Genomic DNA, 18,794 nt, shown 5'->3' with positions numbered 1-18,794 from the left:
GGGAAATGATAGTTGTTAGGTGATGTGATTTGTTAGACTTCAAAAGCCTGCTCGATAAGCATTTTCTGTTCGCGAACGTGCATGGCCTTGGAGCCAGCTGCGGGGCTGGATGATGGTTTCCGACCAGCGTAGCGAATTCTTGAACGAAGGATTTCCTGTAGGCGAGGAGCGATGTAAGTCCAAGCACCCATGTTTTTGGGCTCTTCCTGAGCCCACACCCACTTACGGGCCTGTGGATATTCGCTGATGATCAGCTCAAGCATTTCGTCGTTGAATGGATAAAGCTGCTCGATGCGCACGATGGCGGTGTTATTGATCTCCATTTCATCGCGATACTGGACCAGATCGTAGAAGACTTTACCGGTGCAGAAAACGATGCGCTCTACCTCCTCTGGCTTCTCAAAAGCCTTGGTGTCCGGAAGGATTTCTTGGAAACAAGCACCCTCGAGGAAATCTGCCTCGCTGGATACCGCCTCGGGGCGAGTCAGCAGGCTCTTGGGAGTCATCAGGATCAGCGGCTTGCGGAAGCTACGTTTCTTCTGGCGACGAAGAATGTGGAAATACTGAGCAGGTGTGGTGAGGTTGGCTACTTGGATGTTCTTCTCCGCACAAAGCTGGAGGAAACGTTCGAGACGTGCACTTGAGTGCTCTGGCCCCATGCCTTCGTAGCCGTGAGGAAGCAGCATCACCATGCTACTTGGAGTCTGCCACTTGGATTCTGCGGAAGAGATAAACTGATCAATGATCACTTGGGCGCCATTGGCGAAATCACCAAACTGAGCTTCCCACATGATAAGCATGTTAGGACAGCCGAGTGAGTAACCGTAGTCGAAGCCTAACACAGCAGCCTCGGAGAGAAGGCTGTTATAGACACAGAATTTCGCCTGATCCTTGGAAAGGTATGTTAGAGGAATGTAACGGGCCCGACTTTCTGAATCGTAGAAAACGGCATGACGGTGACTGAAGGTGCCACGACGTACGTCCTGACCGGAAAGACGGACTGGATTTCCTTCCATCAGCAAAGCTCCCCAAGCTAAAGACTCAGCAAAAGCCCAGTCGAAGTGAGTGCCTGTTTCCAAGGCTTCTTTACGACGGGGAATGAAACGTTTGGCGAGGGTGTTGTGCAGGTTGAAGCCTTCGGGAATGGTTGTTAGAACCTTGCCGATGTGCTGCAGCGTGTCACGAGAGATTCCGGTGGGAACTGGTGCGTGTGAGTAGGACGGCTGAGGTTCGGCGGTGGAACCACTGAAGACATTGCGGTCTCCAGCCTCCATGTGCTGAACCATTTTTTGATAACCTTCTTCGAGGGATGCCTCGATCTCGTTCTGAATGGCATCGGCATCCTGCTGGCTGACCGCGCCTTCCGCGACGACTCGGGCTTTGTAGAGATCGCCGATCGGCTTGCGCGCGTCGACTTTCTTGTAAATATGCGGCTGAGTGAACGCTGCCTGATCAGCCTCGTTGTGGCCATGACGACGGTAGCAATACATGTCGATGACGACATCGCGGCCGAATCGCTGTCTGAACTCAAGCGCTGTGATCGCAGCCCATGCCAGCTCGGTAGGCTCCTCTCCGTTAACGTGGATGATGGGAGCCTCGATCATTTTCGCCACGTCCGTAGCGTAGTCAGATGAACGGGCGTCCTCCGGCATCGTGGTGAAACCGATCTGGTTGTTAATGATCAGGTGAATGGTGCCGCCGGTGCGGTAGCCTGGCAGCTGGGAAAGGTTTAACACTTCAGCGACAGGGCCCTGACCGGCAAAGGCGGCATCACCGTGAAGGAGGATGGGGAGGACCTGCTTGCGGTCGCTCTTGGCACCATCATCGCCGATCATACGCTGACGGGCGCGGGCCTTACCTTCAACCACGGCATTGACGGCCTCAAGGTGACTGGGGTTAGCGGCCAAGCTCACTCTAACGTCTCCATCAGCAAGCTCACGCACACCTTCGTAACCGAGGTGGTATTTCACATCGCCATCGCCAGCAACAAGGTCTGGCACGTAGTTCGGGGTGAACTCATAGAGAAGTGTGGTCAGTGACTTGTGCAGGAAGTTCCGCAGCACGTTAAGTCGACCACGGTGCGCCATGCCCATCTCGATTTCCAGAACGCCGGTAGACGGGCATTTTTCCAAGATGGTATTGAGCACCACCATGGCAGCCTCGCCACCCTCGAGAGAGAATCGCTTCTCACCGAGGAATTTCTTGGCGACGAATGATTCGAAAAGCTGAGATTCCAGAAGCCAGCGAAGCACCTGGGATTTATTGATGTTCATCCGCGGTTGGGTCTCGAAGCGATGCTCGATCCGGGCACGGATCCAGTTCCGCACTTCCGTGTTGTGGATGTGCATGAATTCAAAACCGATGTAGCCCGAGTAGGTTTCCTCGAGAGCCTGCACCATATCGCGCAGTTTCATCTTCTGGCCGGTGCGGAAAAACTGGGTGGAAACCTCACGATCCATATCGGACTCATCCAAACCGAACTGCGACAGTTCGAGACGCGGATTACGGGCACCACTTTCATCAAGGGGATTCAAATAAGCCTGCGTGTGACCGAGCGTGCGGTAATTGTATACCAAACTAACCACCTTGCCTCGGAAGTTCAGCGAATGCTCGCTGGCGGTGTCACCCACCGGAGTCGATGCCACTGCATCACCGCGCTGTTTCAACTGGGCTGAGCCGAGCTCGAAGCCCTCGAAGAATGCACACCAATCTGCATCCACAGACTGAGGGTCTTCACACCATTTGTCATAATTTTGCTCCAATAAATCTGCGTTGAAGCGTGCGGATACAGATGATTTCATAAGTAGAAAAAAATGAGGCTTTCGCGGTGTGGTTTGGTTTTCGTGCTTGGTGTGCGCTGAAACTTGGGTCTAATTACTGGCACGCCCCCCGAGAGTCAACGCACAAGGCATCTTTTTATCACGAATTTGTCTCATACACCACCTTTTGCAGCACCTTTTATGATCGACGTCCGCAACCTCACCAAACGCTACGGCAGACACACCGCAGTTAATGATCTCACGTTCCATGTTGGCGCTGGTAAAATCGTCGGTTTCCTCGGCCCTAACGGAGCCGGAAAAACCACCACACTACGCATGCTCACCGGCTACCTGCCACCGTCGTCCGGGAGCGCCAGCATCGCAGGTTATGACATTTTCAGACAATCGCTGAAAGCTCGCCGAAAAATCGGATACATGCCAGAGAATGTGCCTCTTTACGATGAGATGCGCGTGCGAGAATATCTCAAATACCGCGCCCAGCTGAAAGGCCTCAAGGGCAAGGACGCCCGTAACCACATCGGCGAAGCCATGGACCTCTGCGGTCTCACCCATGTGCGGAGGAAAATGATCAAGACGCTCTCGAAAGGATACCGTCAGCGTGTGGGCCTGGCAGACGCCTTGGTTCATAAACCCGATCTGCTGATCCTCGACGAACCGACCAATGGTCTCGACCCGAACCAGATCCGCTCGATACGGAACCTGATCAAGCGTCTCGGCGAAACCCATACCATCCTCGTTTCCACCCACATTCTGCACGAAGTGGAAATGACCTGTGATCACGTGATCATCATCGATGAAGGTAAGATCAAAGCCACCGGATCGCCGTCCGAACTAGTTCACGATATGCGCGCTGCAGGAAAAATCAGCATCGAAGTTCAAGCCGATGCAGAAACGGCCGCTGGCGCCATCAGCCGACTCGAACACGTCAAAAAAGTGATTCAAGAAGACTCTCCTGACGACTGGTCGCGCTTCTCTGTCCTTGTAGACTCGGGCACGGACACGCGTGAGCGCATCGCCAACTTAGCCAGTCAATATGGCTGGCCGATTCGCACCATTCACCGACATCAGTCCACTTTGGAGGACGTTTTCGTGGAACTCACGCGCAAGGACTGAGACGTCATAAAAATAGGGCCCAGCTCAACCACTGGGCAAAAAAAGGATCGGTGTCCTGACGAATCAGAACACCGATCATACACACTTACGATTAAGGATTTGACTCCTAAAATCAACACACGACGAATACACAACTTTCGTCAGGGTCTATTACGTATATTTGACGCACGACTTACAAATTATGCATCAAAAGTTATTTTTTTTATGCGTGGGCAGGAAGCTCGATAGTGCCGCCTCCGCTCTGATCTTCTGCAGAGCTTGATTTACTTGTCTTTTCACGCATTTTTTCAGCCGCATCGCGACCAGCAGCCGCGCCTTTGGCCAAGCCGTCTTTCACAGCCTGTGGTATGAATTCGTTGGCAAATGCGCTGGCAAAGAATGCCCCATAAGCAGCACCGTAGGCGACATCGAACACTGCGTCGGCAATCGCTCCCTTGACTTTGGGGGCTGCCTGGCGTGCTTTTTCAGTTGCGTCGTCCTTGGCTGAATTAAAAGCGTCAGAGCAGGACTCAAAGTGGCGTTTGGCATCGCCGCAGCATTTGTCTTCGTGGTTTTCGTGATTGTTTGTTTCCATAATATGTTTGTTCGGTTTGTTGTTTGTGAGCGATGGATTTCTCCGAGATCGATTTCAATACGTGGATTAAAGCACAATATTAGGCGATCCACTGTTACAATCGCCCAGCTTGATTATAACGCTAGCGAAAATCTGAGCCCTCCACACTAAAGGTCAGATCCGGATGAGTCCGAGCGCCTCAAGTCTGTCCACAAAGTCCGCCGGCAGGCGTCCCCCGCTCTTTGCGCTGCGCTCCATCCTGGTCAGAACAAGATGGCCATCATCAAGAATTTCCACAGCGATCAGCAATCGTAACCCATCCCTCATCAAATCCCACTCACTATCATTTTCCAAAGCGGTCCACCCGTCCTGACTAACCGCATCCAGCACCGTCTCCCGAGGAATACGCTGAGCATTCCACCATTTTGATTCATACTCGTTGAACGTCTCCATGCTATCGACGAGAATGAATTCATTGCGCCGCGGCACTCGCTCTAACTTCGAGCGGTGGCCAAAGCTATACCACCATCGGGCGAAACCACGGATGCGCGGCTGAAGCGCCTCAGCAATGGCGAGCCTCCACCTTGCTCCACGATTATCGTATCCGTGCCGAAGTGGTCGCTGAGGCTGCATCCTAACAGTGAGCTGTTGATAACCCGCAGTGCCCATGTATCCATGATAGATCACACTTCCCTGATGAGCGCACATTGCTCCCCCTGCATAAACATGACCTTGCCACAATGCGCCACCACCCCGCCTGAAACGTTCCGGGTGATCGCGCATCAATATCGCCTCGGCTTTGCCATAGCCATACTGCTGCTTGAAATACCTCCACAGAGTAGTCCGGCGGCGGTGCCAGACAAAGGCAGCACCGTGAAAGCCCATGCGGTAACCAGCCTCATGCAGTCGCCAACAGAAATCGACATCGTCGCCTGCCACTCGATAATCGGCATTGAATCCTCCAACGGCTTCTAACACCGACTTCTTTACCACCAAGTTACAACCTGGCAAATGCTCCGCCGTCTGATCTCCTAACAAAACATGGGACGGCGCCCCCGGAGCAGAGGCGACTACCGCCTCGTCTACCCGGTCATCAAAATGACTGCCAGAGTCCGGCTCAGGAGGAAGGTTCGGCCCTCCGCATGCATCCCAGTTTTCCTGAACGAAGGCGTGGGCCAGCCACTTCAGCCAAGCGGTATCAGGTTCGCAATCGTCATCTGTGTAGGCTACGATCTCTCCCTGAGCAGCTTCCGCGCCCCGATTTCGTGCCTCACTCAGACCGGAGTGATCGATCTGGATCAATTTCACTTGTTCGTAAGCACCCACCACATCAGCGGTGTCATCAGTCGAGCCATCATCCACCACGATTATTTCATAGTTTGGATAATCCAGCCCAATCAAAGCATTGAGACAACGCTCCATCCGGTGACCTCCATTGTATGTGCAAACAACCACGGAAAACTTCGGCCAATTAGAAACGGTGATTCCATCCTCTGGCTCGTGGATTTCAGGAAGCACTTCAGCTAACCGCTCGAGAGCCGGCTTCGCCCTGCCATTCCGATCAGTGATTCCGAAATCCCAGTCCTCCACCACTTGGCCAGCATTCAGCCAGCAGTCACTCCATGCATATATCGTCACCCCGGCCATGCCTGCTGACAAACACTCAGCCACGCACCATTGCATAGCCTCGGCCTGACCAGCTTCTCCACCTCGTTGAGAATCGAGACCAAATTCACTGATCAGCACCGGACGGTCGCCTGCCACATTGTGCAATCTCGGCAGGTAGGCTGCAAAATCTTCGCGGCGTTCGAGATAGACATTCATCGCGGTGAAATCCGCATTGTCGGGCTCGAGGTATTCCGTGGTCGGGAAACTGGCATAGGCATAGAGCAATTCCGGCTTTAGTGCACGTGCCTGATCGATCAGTTGCTCCAGAGCGGATCTCACCATATTTACCCCCATCCAGCGAACCAAGTCTGCGGGGATTTCGTTCGCCACCATGACTCCGGCCACCGCAGGGTGATCACCCCATTTCTGCAGACCATCATCCAATGCCAGCCTGGCTTCGGCAAACAGCGCTGGGTTTGAAACAAAATCCCGACCAGGACTCCAGCTCAGCCCGATGAACACCCACACACCAGCACCGGCAGCAGCATCGAGTAACATCGGGTCAAAATCACCGTAAACCCGGACCGCATTGAACCCTGCTGACCGGATACGCCGCATCTCTGCGGGCAGGTCTTTCAAATGAGGAGGGCGATCGTCAGGAAACGGGCCGAACGTCACCATTTTTAGGAACACACGCCTGCCTCCGGCACGGAAAAATTTTCCGTCGACCTGCAAGCGCTGCATTTTCTCCCCCGGCACGCGGTGAACTTAAAACCCCGAATACTAAATACCAAATACCAAATTGCGTACACTTCACCATTTCGGATTTCACGTTTGGTCTTTGAAGTTTGGAATTTGGAGTTTAAAAACCTCTGCGTGCTCCGAACCATCGATTTCGACTACCACCTACCCGAAGAACTGATCGCCGACCGCCCGCTCGACGATCGCGCCGCCTCGCGCATGATGGTGATCCATCGCTACTCCGGAAAAATCGAACACCGGATGTTCACCGACATCCTTGAGTATATCCGCCCCGAGGATCTGCTGGTCCTCAACGATACCAAAGTCACCCCCGCCCGGTTCTTTTCCAACGATGGAAAAATCGAACTCGTCTGCACCCACAAGCTTTCGCCCGTCGAGTGGGAGTGCCTTGTTAGACCGGGCAAAAAAATGAAACCCGGCCGCACGGTGGAAATCGGCGAGGCTACTGGCACCGTGGAAAGTGTGTTAGAGAATGGTAACCGCATCATCCGCTGGGATCGTGAAGTTGACGAGGAGACGCACGGTCGTCTCGCACTGCCTCACTACATGAATCGTGAGAGCGACGTTGAAGATCGCGATCGTTACCAGACCACCTTCGCCCGCGAGGAAGGGGCCATCGCCGCGCCCACCGCCGGCCTTCACTTCACCCCCGAGATTCTTTCTAACATCAACCACGCTTTCCTCACCCTCCACGTAGGAGTAGGCACCTTCCGCCCGGTCAAAGCTGAGCTGATTAAGGACCACGAGATGCACTCCGAGCGATTCCATCTCAGCCAGGAAACAGCCGACCGAATCAACGCCGCCAAGAAAAGCGGCCGCGTCATCTCCACCGGCACCACCTGCACCCGCGTGCTGGAGAGTCTCGCGAGAACACAAATCACAAATCAGGAATCACAAATTCGCGCAACGCGCGGCGAGACAGATATTTTCATCAATCCCCCCTACGATTTCAAAGTCGTCGATGTCTTGCTGACCAATTTCCACCTCCCCCAGAGTACCCTCATCATGTTAGTATCGGCGTTTGCCAACAGAGAACTCATCCTCAGTGCATACGCCGAGGCGGTGCGGGAGAAGTATCGATTCTTCTCCTACGGCGATTGTATGTTGATTGTCTAAATGGCTTCCTATCTTGCCTAACTTCTCTCTGGCTCGTATCATGATGCCTATCATGCGATCCGTTAGCTCGATACTCGTCTTTTGCTTATTCATTGCAGCATGTGATCGAAAAGCACCTGTTGAGGAAGTGCTCAGTTCACAACGAGCCGAAGAACTATCCACCCATTTCGCTGCAGCAGATCGTATCCTCATCCAGAAGCCTCGCGAACAAGTCGTTTGGCACACCATTGATGGCCACGATAAGGTGACCGAATTGTTATCAATGATCAAAATCAACGATTCACAAAGCGGTTTTCATTGCATGTGTGACGGGGATTTTCTCATGACCTTGTATCAGGGTAAAATTTCCATGGGCACGGTCGGATACCATCACAATCGCAGTCTACGCTGGCATAGCGGACAGTGGGATGAAGACAGCCTGCTAACTCAGGAGTCGTCGAGTGATCTGATTGAGTGGTTTGAAAAAAATGGATTCGACTATCCAGCGGACACACGGCGAGCCAAGGAAAAGGAAGCCGCCACGAAGAAAACCAATCATCAAAGGTTTGTGGCCTGTTTTAACGAAGGCGCCCACCAACACTTTGATTACTCAAGAAGCGCGGACACGGATCACGAAGATGTGATCAAACAACAAGCCGAACGCCTTATCGCCGCCTACGAATCACACCTCGATCTGGGGAAAGATATCTTCCGAGCTTTCAGCACTAGGCCCGCACCATGGCTCACCTACAGAATCGCTGACCAAATCGCAGAAGAGGCCCTAACTATGCTGCCTGAAAACTCCCGACTCAAGCTGCTCAATGCTGCACCTGATCTGTCACCCGCCGAGAGCACGGGTGCCTGTTTCTTGATGGTGCGTCATGATATTTTCAAACCACCTTTCTCCTCTGCACAGCAACAGCACCTTCTAACACTCCTTAAAAAATCACTCCAGCATCCTGCGGACAACTATCATCTATCGCAAAGTTTTCTATGGTTTGCCCGCCACAAGATTACAGGGGTTGCCGATCTACTCCGGCCATATGTTTTTGGCGAACATGAATTCATGATCATCGGACCGACCTCGGATTATCCGCAGAACCCGTCACCTGTTGCGACGGCTGCACTAGCATTATCCTTATTAGACGACCAAAGCATCAGAGAAAAAGTAGCCTTATACCTGAAGGAAAACACCAAACCCACACCTGATCACACAGCTTACACCGTGGCTCTAGCACATTTAAAAAAGGATTCCAAACTCGTGACTGTAGATGATTTCCACTGGAATACATATCTACTACACGATGCCATGTTTGCCTTAGCTGAAGTCGACCCGTGTATCCACAGCTACAGCTTGGTCATTGACGGCGGTTCAGCTCATTCTTGGGCGATGGTAAATGAAGAGGCTGTTATCACCTTTCAATCACTCACGGGTCAAAAATGGTATCAAAACCATAAAAACGAAAGAGCCTCCTGGCACGCCAAGACTGCTCAGAAATGGTGGAAGCAGAACAAGGATACATTCACCTTTCCTGATCCTGACTAGAATTATCTGGCATTTAGTCGTGCCAGCACAGTCCAGCCTGATTATAGCTCACCCATGCCGCGCTCAGCAGATCACAGTCCCGGATGGATTCTTGGGGTCGTCATTTTCGTGATGGGCGGCTGTGGACTTGCTTACGAATATACCTTTTCACGGATTGCGTCGGATTTACTGGGTAATAGTGTCCAGCAGTGGGCGGTGGTGATTGCCATTATGCTCTTTTGTATGGGCATGGGCGCGGAGATCCAGCGGTTTATTCCGGCAAAGCGTGTGGTCTCTTCGATACTTGGTTCGCAGCTTCTGTTAGCTCTGCTGGGAGGGTTTGGACCGCTGCTGATGTTGCTGGCATTTTCTTACGCACCTTATCAATTCGGTCTCGTGCACTACTCCCTGATCTCTGTGATCGGACTGCTGATCGGTTTTGAAATCCCGCTGATCACACGTATCAACGAGGGCTACTCGGAGGACATTCGGAACAATCTGGCGCGGGTCTTGAAAATGGATTACATCGGCGCGCTGGCAGGGGGCTTGCTGTGGATCTTTGTGCTGCCTAAGTTTTTCTCCCTGCATCAGACGGCTTACATTTTGGCCTTCCTCACCGTGGCGGCGGCTTTGCTCTGCTGGGTTTTCTTTCGGAAACAGACACGTCAACCGGCGCTCATCCTGATCGGCATCATTGTCACTACTGTGGCTTTGGGTATCGGTGTGGCAAACTCCCACCGCTGGTCGCTCTACGCCGAACAGCAGCTTTATCTTGATCGGATCATCTTCTCAGAAACCACCCAGTATCAGCACATCGTTCTCACCAAGGACAAGAAAGACAACCTCCGCTGTTACATCAACGGCCATATCCAATTTTCCTCCACGGATGAGTTCATTTACCACGAAATGTTAGTGCACCCGCCGATGCAGTTGCTTACTAACAGAAAACGGATACTTGTGCTCGGCGGCGGCGATGGCTTGGCGGTGCGCGAGCTGCTGAAGTACCCTGACGTCGAAGAAATCGTGCTGGTCGATCTGGATCCGGAAATGACCCGACTCGCCGCCGAGCAGCCGGATCTCGTGGGCATCAATCAGGGCAGCCTAACCAACGCACGTGTGCAGACGGTTTCTAATCAAACAATCAACCCACACGGCAGATACTCGCTCGAGCTACCCAACCAGCGGCGCACCATCCAGCCCGGAAATCCCTACTCGCCAGAGCTCCAAGTGATCAATCTGGACGCCATTGCCTATGTACAGCAGGCGACCGGCACATTCGACTGCATCATCCTCGATTTCCCAGACCCCTCCAGTCCGGATCTCGCCAAGCTCTACAGTCTGCCATTTTACCAGGCGTTAAAAAGCAAACTCAACGCGGACGGTGTGCTGGTGCAGCAGTCCACCTCACCGTATCGGGCCAAGGAAGCGTTTCTCTGCATCGGTCGCACTCTCAGAGCTGCTGGTTACAGCGCCGTGCCCTACCATGATCACGTGCCGTCCTTCGGCGAGTGGGGGTGGTGGATCGCTGGCCACCAAGGGACACAAACCGAGCCAGAACTGACCCACAAACTGGAAAACAGCCGACCACTCCCCTCCGATCTCCGTTATCTCACGCCCGATCTGATCCGTGCGAGTCTCCATTTTGGCAAAGGAACTCTCGACACCCCTAACGAAAATATCACAACATTGACCCGACCTGCCGTTTTGGAATATTACCTTCAAGGCTGGAAATACTAACCGCCCTCCTAATGATGATTCAAAGACTCCTTCTCCTCCCCCTGGCTGCCGCCGCCCTATTACTCAGCGGCTGTGGTAAAAAAGACACGCAATACGTCACCACCATCGTCCAGACAGCCGCCGACGGACTCAACCTCCAAGCCGTCACCGATCTGGCCACCAAGGTGAAAACCGCCGAGGAGTTCGAGAAAAAACTCAACGAAAAAGGCAACCAGATCAATAACCTCGACCTCGATGAGGACAGCAAGGTGGACTACATCAAGGTCACCGAAATCAATCAGGACGGCCAACATGGATTCTCACTCACCACCGAATTGAGTGCGGAGGAAAATGAGGAACAGGAGCTCTGTGTCATCCAGTTTGAGCAGGGAGCCGACAAACAAGTCACCGTGCAGACCCACGGAAACAGCCACATCTACGGCAACAATCACTACTATCATCACCGCACATCGATGACGGATGTGCTGCTCTGGAGCTACCTCATCAGCGCCCACCGTCCTTACTATTCACCATGGGGCTACAACCGCTACCCTAGCTACTACTCGAGTTACTCGCCCAGATCCAGCGCGGCTTATAACAACCACCACAAAGCCCAGCCTTACGCCAAAAACATCCAGTCCAGCACCAAACCTGCGGTGCAGAAACCCATCAAGTCTCCGAATTTCAATAAGACGGCCAGCAAGATCAAAGCCCCGCTGAAGAACCCCACTGCCAGCCAGAAAAGCTTCCAGAAACGCAATCCTTCCAAGACGCTTTCCAGCCGCAAGGGCTTCGGATCCAAATCCTCATCGTCCCGTTACGGCAGTTCCTCATCCTCCCGCTCACGCAGCTCCTTCGGCGGCGGCAAATAATCCCCCTAAAAATCACATCCCATGTTTGAAAACGCATTCGATTTCTCCGCACTCAGCGACCTTGCCGACTTGCGGGTGGCTGTTTACCTCATCGTAGCCGCCGCCATTCTCTGGCTGGCCAAAGCCATTAACCAAGCCTGCGCCGGTTACTCACTGAACGACCAACTGACCAAGCACGACAACAAGGCCGTGGCGGTTTCCTTCGCCGGATTCCTCTTTTCCCTCTGCTTGGTCATCCACGGCATCCTCACCGCTCCTGCCAGCTTGAAAGTGCTGGAGGCGGATGAAAATGCCTGGCTCATCGATCTTGGAAGCACCGCTGCATGGGCCGGCATCGCCTGTGTGCTACTGCTGATCTCCCGCATCTTTAACGATAAAGTTCTCTTCCCCAAGTTTTCTAACAAAAAGGAACTGGTCACCGATAAAAACATCGGCATGGGTGCCGCCCAGGCAGGTTCCTACATCGCCACCGCTCTGGTGATCCGTGCTGTGTTAGGCGATGAAGAATCCGGTTCCTTTATCGCCGAACTCGGTGCCGCCGTCGTCTGGTTTGTCATCACTCAGATCCTACTGTTCGTCTTCTGCTTCATCTACCAGAAATGCACCCGCTTCGATCTCCATGCGGAAATCGAGCGCGACAATGCCGCCGCCGGTGTGGCACTGGGCGGTAGTTTGATCGCCTTCGGCCTGCTGCTGGAATTTTTTGTCAAACGCTACGACAGCATCGGCTCGCTCGTCGTCTGGGGCATCGTCGCCGCCGTGCTCTTGATCATTACACGCTGCGTCGTGGATAAGATCCTCCTGCCCGGTGCTCATCTTGATGATGAAATCCACAAGGACCAGAACTGGGGTGCCGCACTGATCGAGGTATCCACCGCCGTGGGCGTCGCCTTGCTCATTCAGGGATCCTTTTTCTAACATTCAGTCATGTATTCCGTCATCCATTTCTCCATTTCTTCGGAGGAAATCAAAACCTTCGCCGGCACCTTCCTGCTGTCGCTCATGCACAAGGAAAACCGCAGCTACGATGTGCTGCTGCCGAACGACGAAGAATACCTCCAGCCCACGCTCACTTGGCTGCAATCGAAGGAGCTGGTGGAGATCAATGACAAGCACCACTACGTGCTAACAGAATCAGGCAAAAGCAAAGCCAGTGCCTTCGCCGCGCGTTACACCACCCTGCTGACTTACTTCGATATCTTCTCCGCCGTCGATCTCGCCGAGGGGCAGTTTGCTTTCGAAGAGTTTGATAATTTTACATCCACCGCTGCCTGGGAACGTTACTTGGACAACGAACGCTGGGAGGATCTGCGCATCCCCATCATCGAACACCTGGGAGGCAGTGCGGTGGAGATGGTTTACTGCCAGTTTGTGCATGAGAACCGTCTGGCCGATGGCAATACTTACTGGCCGCTGGAAATGAACTCCGGAAACCTCTGGGATGAGATTCTGGAAATCTGCAACAGCGCAATCAAACCCATCGATCTCGCCTATCCGGACGATCACGTCGAAGGCGGCACCATCTCCGGTGAAGATGTGTTAGATGACATCGCCGAGCAAGGCTTCCGCATTCTCCGCGAGATACATCCGTCCGATGTCGGCATTCACAGCAACCTGCAAGCGTGGTATCCGCTGAAAGACCGGCATAACTACGATATCCCCAAGCCTCTGCCCGGCTGGGACAGCCCGATCTGGCAGAAGCCCTGGACCCTGGACTGAACCTCCCCCTTTCTTTTCCGCCATGATTTTCGTGATACTGCGCCGCATCCTTCAGCTGGGAAAAATTTCCCTGCTAGGCCGTATCCTCATCGCCCTCTCGGGTGCGTTTTTGCTGAACCTCATCTTCGGTGTCGGGTTTTACTATGCCGAACGCGATGTGCAAGCGGACCTCACCCTAACAGACTCGATCTGGTGGGCGATGGTCACTATGACCACGGTAGGCTACGGTGATTACTATCCGCAGACATTCATCGGCCGGTTCTTCATCGCCTACCCCTGTTTCATCCTCGGCATCGGACTGATCGGCTACCTGTTAGGAAGCCTCGCCGAAGCCCTCATTGATTTCTCCGCCCGCAAACGAAAAGGTCTAGCCCCTTGTAAAATGAAAAACCACATCATCATCTGTCACTGCCCCTCGGAATCCAAAGTTCTGCAAATCGTGCAGGAAATTCGTGCTACCGAGCGACACCGGGACACTGACATCGTGTTACTCTGCGATTCGATCGATGAAATCCCCCACTCGCTGCGCAAGGAAGGCATCGAATTTGTCAAAGGCGACCCGACCGATGACCTTGCTCTGGAACGCGCTAACATCCGCCTGGCGACGGGAGCCTTCGTCCTCGCCAAGGACCCTGGCTCACCATCAAGTGACGCCTGCACCTACGCCATTGGCTCGATCATCGAACACATCGAACAAGAAACCGGCACTAACATCAACACCGTCGCCGAGCTGGTGAACGAGCGCAGCCTGCGCATGGTCAGCCACTCAACCATCGACAGCGCGGTGGCCACCGAGGGCATCTGCGATCGCATCCTCGTGCAGGAATTTCTCCACCCTGGATTACACGGTGCGTTCTCCCAGCTGTTATCAAACAAGGTCGGCAGTCAGCTCTACGTGTGCGAAACTCGACTCACTGGCAAACCCATTCGTGAACTTCAAGCGGCTGCCTTGAAAAGCGATACTGAATTACAAATCATCGGTATCAAACGCGGCGCAGACAGCATACTTAATCCTGCCAAATCGGTGATTATCGAAGCCAGTGATCAACTTTTTGTGCTGACGGATAGCCGCAAGCATTTTACTGACTTTGAAAACGCTCTTTTAGCCTCATAACCACCATGTTTCCCGAATCACAGCCATCACACCCAGCCCCCGGAGTTCACTACCTCCTGGAGTGTGCCGACTGTGTCCCGGCCTTACTAACAGACTTACCGCTGCTAAAAAAGACACTGGAAAAAGCCGCCAAGGAAGCAGGGGCCACCGTAGTCGAAACCGTGCTGCACCAGTTCAATCCCCATGGGCTCAGTGGAGTGGTAGTCATCGCCGAAAGCCACATCGCCATTCACACATGGCCGGAACACGGCTACGCGGCTCTCGATGTCTTCACCTGTGGCCTACCGGAGATCGCGGAAAATATCACCGACCAGCTGCTAGCGGCATTCAACCCGGGGAAACATACCCTGACACGTTTGGAAAGACGGCCGCCTGTGATTGAAACCGCACGGATATAGGAATAGGCTTGTGGACTGAACAAAAAAAATCGGGTATGCAGAATAATGCACACCCGATTGATCTACTCAGAGTTTGTAGATTTCAGCTCTACTGATCAGCAACAGTGAAGGTGGATAGCACTGCGGAGTGGTCAGATGGCCAAGTGTTGTTGAGTGCAGGGGTGATACTGCTGCCCCATGCTCCAAGCGTTACCTCTACTGCTTTCACATATACTTGAGAATCGGTCACCGTGAGTCCATGACCTTTATAATAGACAAAATCGATTCTATCCTGAGCTTCGCTCCCCTTGAAGAGTGGTGACCAAGTATTCCCTGGAGTATTGGCGGGGTTCGGGTGGATCATCCGGAAGGAGTCCAGTAGGCCGGCATTGACACAGGCAAGACTCGTCGGCCAAGCAACGTATCCCACACCACCGTGTGAAGAAGCGGTGGCAGACGTCCAATCCAGATGTGACGGAGCGTTAAAATCACCTGTTAAAATAACCGGGATATTATTCGCATTATTCAAATGAGCGGACATGTTAGAAATAATGTCTGCAATTTCCTCATCACGCTGTGACTTTTTCTCTTCCCTCAGCACCTTCTTGCTTGTGGCACCACTTAGCTGAGCCGCGTAAGGACCATAATGGAGGTAGTCGAGATGACAGTTGTAGAGAATGACCTCTTTCTTAGGGCTAGCGGTTAGTTCAACTTTAATTCCATTAGCTATTCCAGCGCTGAACTCTTCGGTTATAGGATATCGGCTAATAATTCCAGAATCCCCTGAGACCGGACTCCAATGCCAGCCTAATGCTTCAGCAACGGCTTGTGCCTGAAAAACGTTCGAGCCGCTGACGTTGTCGACGGTTTCCTGAGTTCCAATGATGTCCGCATCAGACTGAATGATGGACTCGAGTCCTTTGCGGTGGCCGTTGTTTATTTTACCAAATCCATGCCACAAGTTGTAAGAAAGGACTTTGATCTGACTCACTGCCTCAGCACCACTGGCGAAAACCTTGATAGTCATGGTGGCATCCGCTGAGTTATTGCCCAAATCGGTAGCGCGAACGACAAAAGTATTCGTTCCCACATCACCGCTAGCAGGCGTGCCTGACAGCGTGCCGTTCGATGCCACGGAAAGCCAGGAAGGACCGCTGACTAGAGAGAAACTAAGTGTATCACCGGCATCTGGATCAGCTGCATAGGCTCCGATTTTTCCAACATACGCATTTCCTACCACGCCGTGCACACGCCGAAAGGTGGACACAGCCCATTTTGGTAAGGCAGGGCCAGCTTGGGACTCAACGGTGATTGTGCTCGGTCCTGAGAGAACCGTGTAGCCATTGTTCTCAAGAAAATAGATATCGTAATTACCGGGTGATAAGCCGGGGCTGGAAAAATAAATCGTTCCGGACGAGCTACCACCTCCAGTGGATGTGGTGCCATTGGTATATAACCAGAGAGCATATCCACCTACTCCAGGTGTCTGACCGCTGGGATAGACGGCAATCCAGTCAGCGTCATTGGCTGGGCCTCCTGCGAAGTCGACGGTGATGGTTTCGTCATAAGCATAACTCGACTTGTTAGTAGTGACGGACGGCCCTCCACCGCTTCCTTGGACCACGCTGAAATTATACGGCCCTGACAGCACTGTGAAGCCATCGTTTTCCAAGAAGAATACGCTATAATTTCCTGCAGCCAAACCTGGGTTAGTGAAGTCAACAGAACCCGACGCAGAGCCACTCCCTGCTGTCTGAGTGCCGTTTGTGTAAGCCCAGAAACTCGACGCGGCACCTTGGCCGGGAGTCTGCCCGTTTAAATAAACACCGATCCAATCGGCGTCATTGGCCGGCCCATTGGCGTAGCTCACAGTGATTGTTTCTCCAGAAGTATAGCTGCTCTTGTTAGTGCTTACAGTGGGTGCATTGCTGACGCTGAAGCTGGTGGGGCCTGCCGCTATGTTATATGTATCGTTACTGAGATAGTAGAGGCTGTAGGAACCTGCGGCTAAGCTGACATTGGTGAACGTCACCGAGCCATCCGTGGGGCCATTGGCCGTAGATGATTGCGTGCCTCCAATGTAAGCCCACTCAATCGCATGTTGACTTCCGGGGGTGACCCCTGCCGAGTAAAGACCAATCCAGTCCTTACCATTACCTGATCCTGCAGTCCATGAAACTGTGATGCTGGATACTGAGGGGTAATTATTGCTGTCCGATGTTAGAGTTAACCCACTGGCATGTAACGCCATGGCTAACATGCATAGTAGCGTGTGTGTGATGTATTTCATTGTTCGTGTATGTGATATGGTTTTTGACCTTCACTATACACAATGCCTGATATCGAGCCTCCTTGGCAACAGGCATAACCGACGAGAACCGTGGCATTATCGACAGTGCTCTATAAGCACAACATCCACTAGACCGTATCTAGCAGCGGCAAAACTAATGGCGGCTTATAAGCTCAAAATACTAATCAGACAGGAACTTCCTCAGCCTGACGGGCGGCGAGTTTGTCGTCGAGATATAGCAGGCCAGCTGGGTCATCGCCGATGCGTTCTAACAGAGCGATAACATCTTCGACGCTCTTCTCTTCCTCCACTTGCTCATCGATAAACCATTGCAGGTGGCTTTTGGTCGCATGATCGTTCAGCTTCGTGGCAAGTTCGTAGAGGTCGTTGATCGAGCAGGTATTCTTCTGTTCCTGCACCAGGGATGATTTGAAAATTTCCAACGGTCCTGAGAAATCGATGCGTGGGCTGGGCAGACTTTCCAGTTTCACCTTACCTCCGCGATCCTGCAAGTAATTGAGCAGTTTCATGCCGTGTGCTTGCTCTTCATCGTGTTGCTTGAGCATCCAGTTGGCAAAACCATCGAGGTTCTGCGCGTCGAAATAGGTCGCCATGCCTAGGTAATTATAAGCAGCGGTGAATTCCTGGTTGATCTGGTGGTTGATAGCGCTTTGGAGGTCTTCGTGGATCATGCACCCACTCTTACCCCGATCCACGCACTGTCAAGCAGGTGTCAATTTCATCTGTTTTTCACACTCGGTTCATCATGCTTTCACCAAGCTGCTCCACGCTCCGCAGCGTCATGAATGAATCAACCAATACCAACACCGTTACCGAAACCCAACCTGCCGTTGCCGAACTCACCACGAAGTGGGTCAAAATACTCGCAGGCCCAACCGTCACTCTTGTCAGCTGCGGCTTGATTATCGGCCTCGCCCTCACCGGCTTGGCCCTCATGGGAGTATCCGCTGTCATTTGGCTTCTCTCGGGAGCCGACTGGTTCTGTGGCTTCGGTCTTTTCACCGGAGGGATGTTCCTCGCGTCTGCCATGGTGCTCTTTCTGGGTCAGCTGACTCGTGCCGGAGACGCCATCTACCGCAACCGTCAGAAAGCAGAAGCTGCATAAACCTCTTGCAATCTCTCTCAGAGGGATTAATAAACCCGCGCTGTCAGGGCCGTGGAGTGTCGGCAGATGAATCTGGTCAGGACCGAAAGGTAGCAGCCACAGTTTGTCCGTCATTGCCGCGGTTCCTGGCAGTATTTTTTTATC

At 52.9% G+C, this 18,794-nt stretch carries 15 protein-coding genes and 1 other RNA gene; 11 read left to right on the top strand and 5 right to left on the bottom strand.

All coding sequences use genetic code 11. The annotated features are described in order from the left end of the window. Positions 1-32: 32 nt before the first annotated feature. The gene (locus ACSPJT_RS15775) at positions 33-2,801 is read right to left on the bottom strand and encodes a 2-oxoglutarate dehydrogenase E1 component (RefSeq protein WP_435893519.1); all 2,769 of its coding nucleotides are present in this window, start codon (positions 2,799-2,801) and stop codon (positions 33-35) included. 159 nt (positions 2,802-2,960) lie between these two features. Between ACSPJT_RS15775 and ACSPJT_RS15770 the strand changes: the two genes are divergently transcribed. Then, on the top strand, positions 2,961-3,893 hold the full coding sequence (locus ACSPJT_RS15770; RefSeq protein WP_435893518.1) for an ABC transporter ATP-binding protein: 933 nt from the start codon (positions 2,961-2,963) through the stop codon (positions 3,891-3,893). Positions 3,894-4,095: 202 nt separating this feature from the next. Here the strand turns inward: ACSPJT_RS15770 and ACSPJT_RS15765 are convergent, their stop codons facing one another. Further along, positions 4,096-4,467, bottom strand: a complete 372-nt coding sequence (locus tag ACSPJT_RS15765; protein ID WP_435893517.1) for a hypothetical protein — start codon at positions 4,465-4,467, stop codon at positions 4,096-4,098. A 153-nt stretch (positions 4,468-4,620) separates the two neighbouring features. Next, positions 4,621-6,798 (bottom strand): glycosyltransferase, encoded by a 2,178-nt coding sequence (locus ACSPJT_RS15760; protein WP_435893516.1) that lies wholly within the window; start codon positions 6,796-6,798, stop codon positions 4,621-4,623. Positions 6,799-6,930: 132 nt separating this feature from the next. On the opposite strand from ACSPJT_RS15760, the gene queA reads away from it, so the two are divergent. Genes queA through speD form a run of 8 tightly spaced genes read left to right on the top strand, consistent with a single transcriptional unit; the run spans position 6,931 to position 15,255 of the window. After that, a complete protein-coding gene (gene queA / locus ACSPJT_RS15755; protein WP_435893515.1) occupies positions 6,931-7,932 on the top strand; it encodes a tRNA preQ1(34) S-adenosylmethionine ribosyltransferase-isomerase QueA in 1,002 nt (333 codons plus the stop codon). Positions 7,933-7,984: 52 nt separating this feature from the next. Next, positions 7,985-9,457, top strand: coding sequence for a hypothetical protein (locus ACSPJT_RS15750; RefSeq protein WP_435893514.1), 1,473 nt, complete (start codon positions 7,985-7,987; stop codon positions 9,455-9,457). 54 nt (positions 9,458-9,511) lie between these two features. Continuing rightward, a complete protein-coding gene (locus ACSPJT_RS15745) occupies positions 9,512-11,173 on the top strand; it encodes a polyamine aminopropyltransferase (protein WP_435893513.1) in 1,662 nt (553 codons plus the stop codon). An 11-nt stretch (positions 11,174-11,184) separates the two neighbouring features. Then, on the top strand, positions 11,185-12,024 hold the full coding sequence (locus ACSPJT_RS15740; RefSeq protein WP_435893512.1) for a hypothetical protein: 840 nt from the start codon (positions 11,185-11,187) through the stop codon (positions 12,022-12,024). Between the two features lie 21 nt (positions 12,025-12,045). Next, positions 12,046-12,942 carry a DUF350 domain-containing protein gene (locus ACSPJT_RS15735; RefSeq protein ID WP_435893511.1) on the top strand — a complete coding sequence of 299 codons (897 nt, stop codon included), beginning with the start codon at positions 12,046-12,048 and terminating at the stop codon, positions 12,940-12,942. A 9-nt stretch (positions 12,943-12,951) separates the two neighbouring features. Then, positions 12,952-13,743 carry a hypothetical protein gene (locus ACSPJT_RS15730; protein WP_435893510.1) on the top strand — a complete coding sequence of 264 codons (792 nt, stop codon included), beginning with the start codon at positions 12,952-12,954 and terminating at the stop codon, positions 13,741-13,743. Between the two features lie 22 nt (positions 13,744-13,765). After that, positions 13,766-14,857: an ion channel gene (locus tag ACSPJT_RS15725; RefSeq protein WP_435893509.1), complete on the top strand. Its 1,092-nt coding sequence runs from the start codon at positions 13,766-13,768 to the stop codon at positions 14,855-14,857. Between the two features lie 5 nt (positions 14,858-14,862). Next, positions 14,863-15,255: an adenosylmethionine decarboxylase gene (speD, locus tag ACSPJT_RS15720; RefSeq protein ID WP_435893508.1), complete on the top strand. Its 393-nt coding sequence runs from the start codon at positions 14,863-14,865 to the stop codon at positions 15,253-15,255. Positions 15,256-15,343: 88 nt separating this feature from the next. Here speD and ACSPJT_RS15715 read toward each other — a convergent pair whose 3' ends face one another. After that, positions 15,344-17,524, bottom strand: a complete 2,181-nt coding sequence (locus tag ACSPJT_RS15715; protein ID WP_435893507.1) for an endonuclease/exonuclease/phosphatase family protein — start codon at positions 17,522-17,524, stop codon at positions 15,344-15,346. Between the two features lie 185 nt (positions 17,525-17,709). Then, positions 17,710-18,216: a ferritin gene (locus tag ACSPJT_RS15710; RefSeq protein WP_435893506.1), complete on the bottom strand. Its 507-nt coding sequence runs from the start codon at positions 18,214-18,216 to the stop codon at positions 17,710-17,712. A 110-nt stretch (positions 18,217-18,326) separates the two neighbouring features. Between ACSPJT_RS15710 and ACSPJT_RS15705 the strand changes: the two genes are divergently transcribed. Further along, a complete protein-coding gene (locus ACSPJT_RS15705; RefSeq protein ID WP_435893505.1) occupies positions 18,327-18,650 on the top strand; it encodes a hypothetical protein in 324 nt (107 codons plus the stop codon). A 41-nt stretch (positions 18,651-18,691) separates the two neighbouring features. After that, an RNA gene (gene ffs, locus ACSPJT_RS15700) (signal recognition particle sRNA small type) lies at positions 18,692-18,784 on the top strand. Positions 18,785-18,794 lie beyond the last annotated feature (10 nt).

The sequence above is a fragment of the Oceaniferula spumae genome (assembly GCF_042849255.1).
In the GTDB taxonomy this organism is placed as follows: domain Bacteria; phylum Verrucomicrobiota; class Verrucomicrobiia; order Verrucomicrobiales; family Akkermansiaceae; genus Oceaniferula; species Oceaniferula spumae.
The sequence above is the reverse complement of the archived record's forward strand: the minus strand, read 5'-3'. Positions and strand labels throughout refer to the sequence as shown.

Bases quoted from the DNA above. Each gene is read 5' to 3' on its own strand.
- ACSPJT_RS15775 (WP_435893519.1), bottom strand. From the start codon at position 2,801: ATGAAATCATCTGTATCCGCACGCTTCAACGCAGATTTATTGGAGCAA.
- ACSPJT_RS15770 (WP_435893518.1), top strand. From the start codon at position 2,961: ATGATCGACGTCCGCAACCTCACCAAACGCTACGGCAGACACACCGCA.
- ACSPJT_RS15765 (WP_435893517.1), bottom strand. From the start codon at position 4,467: ATGGAAACAAACAATCACGAAAACCACGAAGACAAATGCTGCGGCGAT.
- ACSPJT_RS15760 (WP_435893516.1), bottom strand. From the start codon at position 6,798: ATGCAGCGCTTGCAGGTCGACGGAAAATTTTTCCGTGCCGGAGGCAGG.
- ACSPJT_RS15750 (WP_435893514.1), top strand. From the start codon at position 7,985: ATGCGATCCGTTAGCTCGATACTCGTCTTTTGCTTATTCATTGCAGCA.
- ACSPJT_RS15745 (WP_435893513.1), top strand. From the start codon at position 9,512: ATGCCGCGCTCAGCAGATCACAGTCCCGGATGGATTCTTGGGGTCGTC.
- ACSPJT_RS15740 (WP_435893512.1), top strand. From the start codon at position 11,185: ATGATGATTCAAAGACTCCTTCTCCTCCCCCTGGCTGCCGCCGCCCTA.
- ACSPJT_RS15735 (WP_435893511.1), top strand. From the start codon at position 12,046: ATGTTTGAAAACGCATTCGATTTCTCCGCACTCAGCGACCTTGCCGAC.
- ACSPJT_RS15730 (WP_435893510.1), top strand. From the start codon at position 12,952: ATGTATTCCGTCATCCATTTCTCCATTTCTTCGGAGGAAATCAAAACC.
- ACSPJT_RS15725 (WP_435893509.1), top strand. From the start codon at position 13,766: ATGATTTTCGTGATACTGCGCCGCATCCTTCAGCTGGGAAAAATTTCC.
- speD (WP_435893508.1), top strand. From the start codon at position 14,863: ATGTTTCCCGAATCACAGCCATCACACCCAGCCCCCGGAGTTCACTAC.
- ACSPJT_RS15715 (WP_435893507.1), bottom strand. From the start codon at position 17,524: ATGAAATACATCACACACACGCTACTATGCATGTTAGCCATGGCGTTA.
- ACSPJT_RS15710 (WP_435893506.1), bottom strand. From the start codon at position 18,216: ATGATCCACGAAGACCTCCAAAGCGCTATCAACCACCAGATCAACCAG.
- ACSPJT_RS15705 (WP_435893505.1), top strand. From the start codon at position 18,327: ATGAATGAATCAACCAATACCAACACCGTTACCGAAACCCAACCTGCC.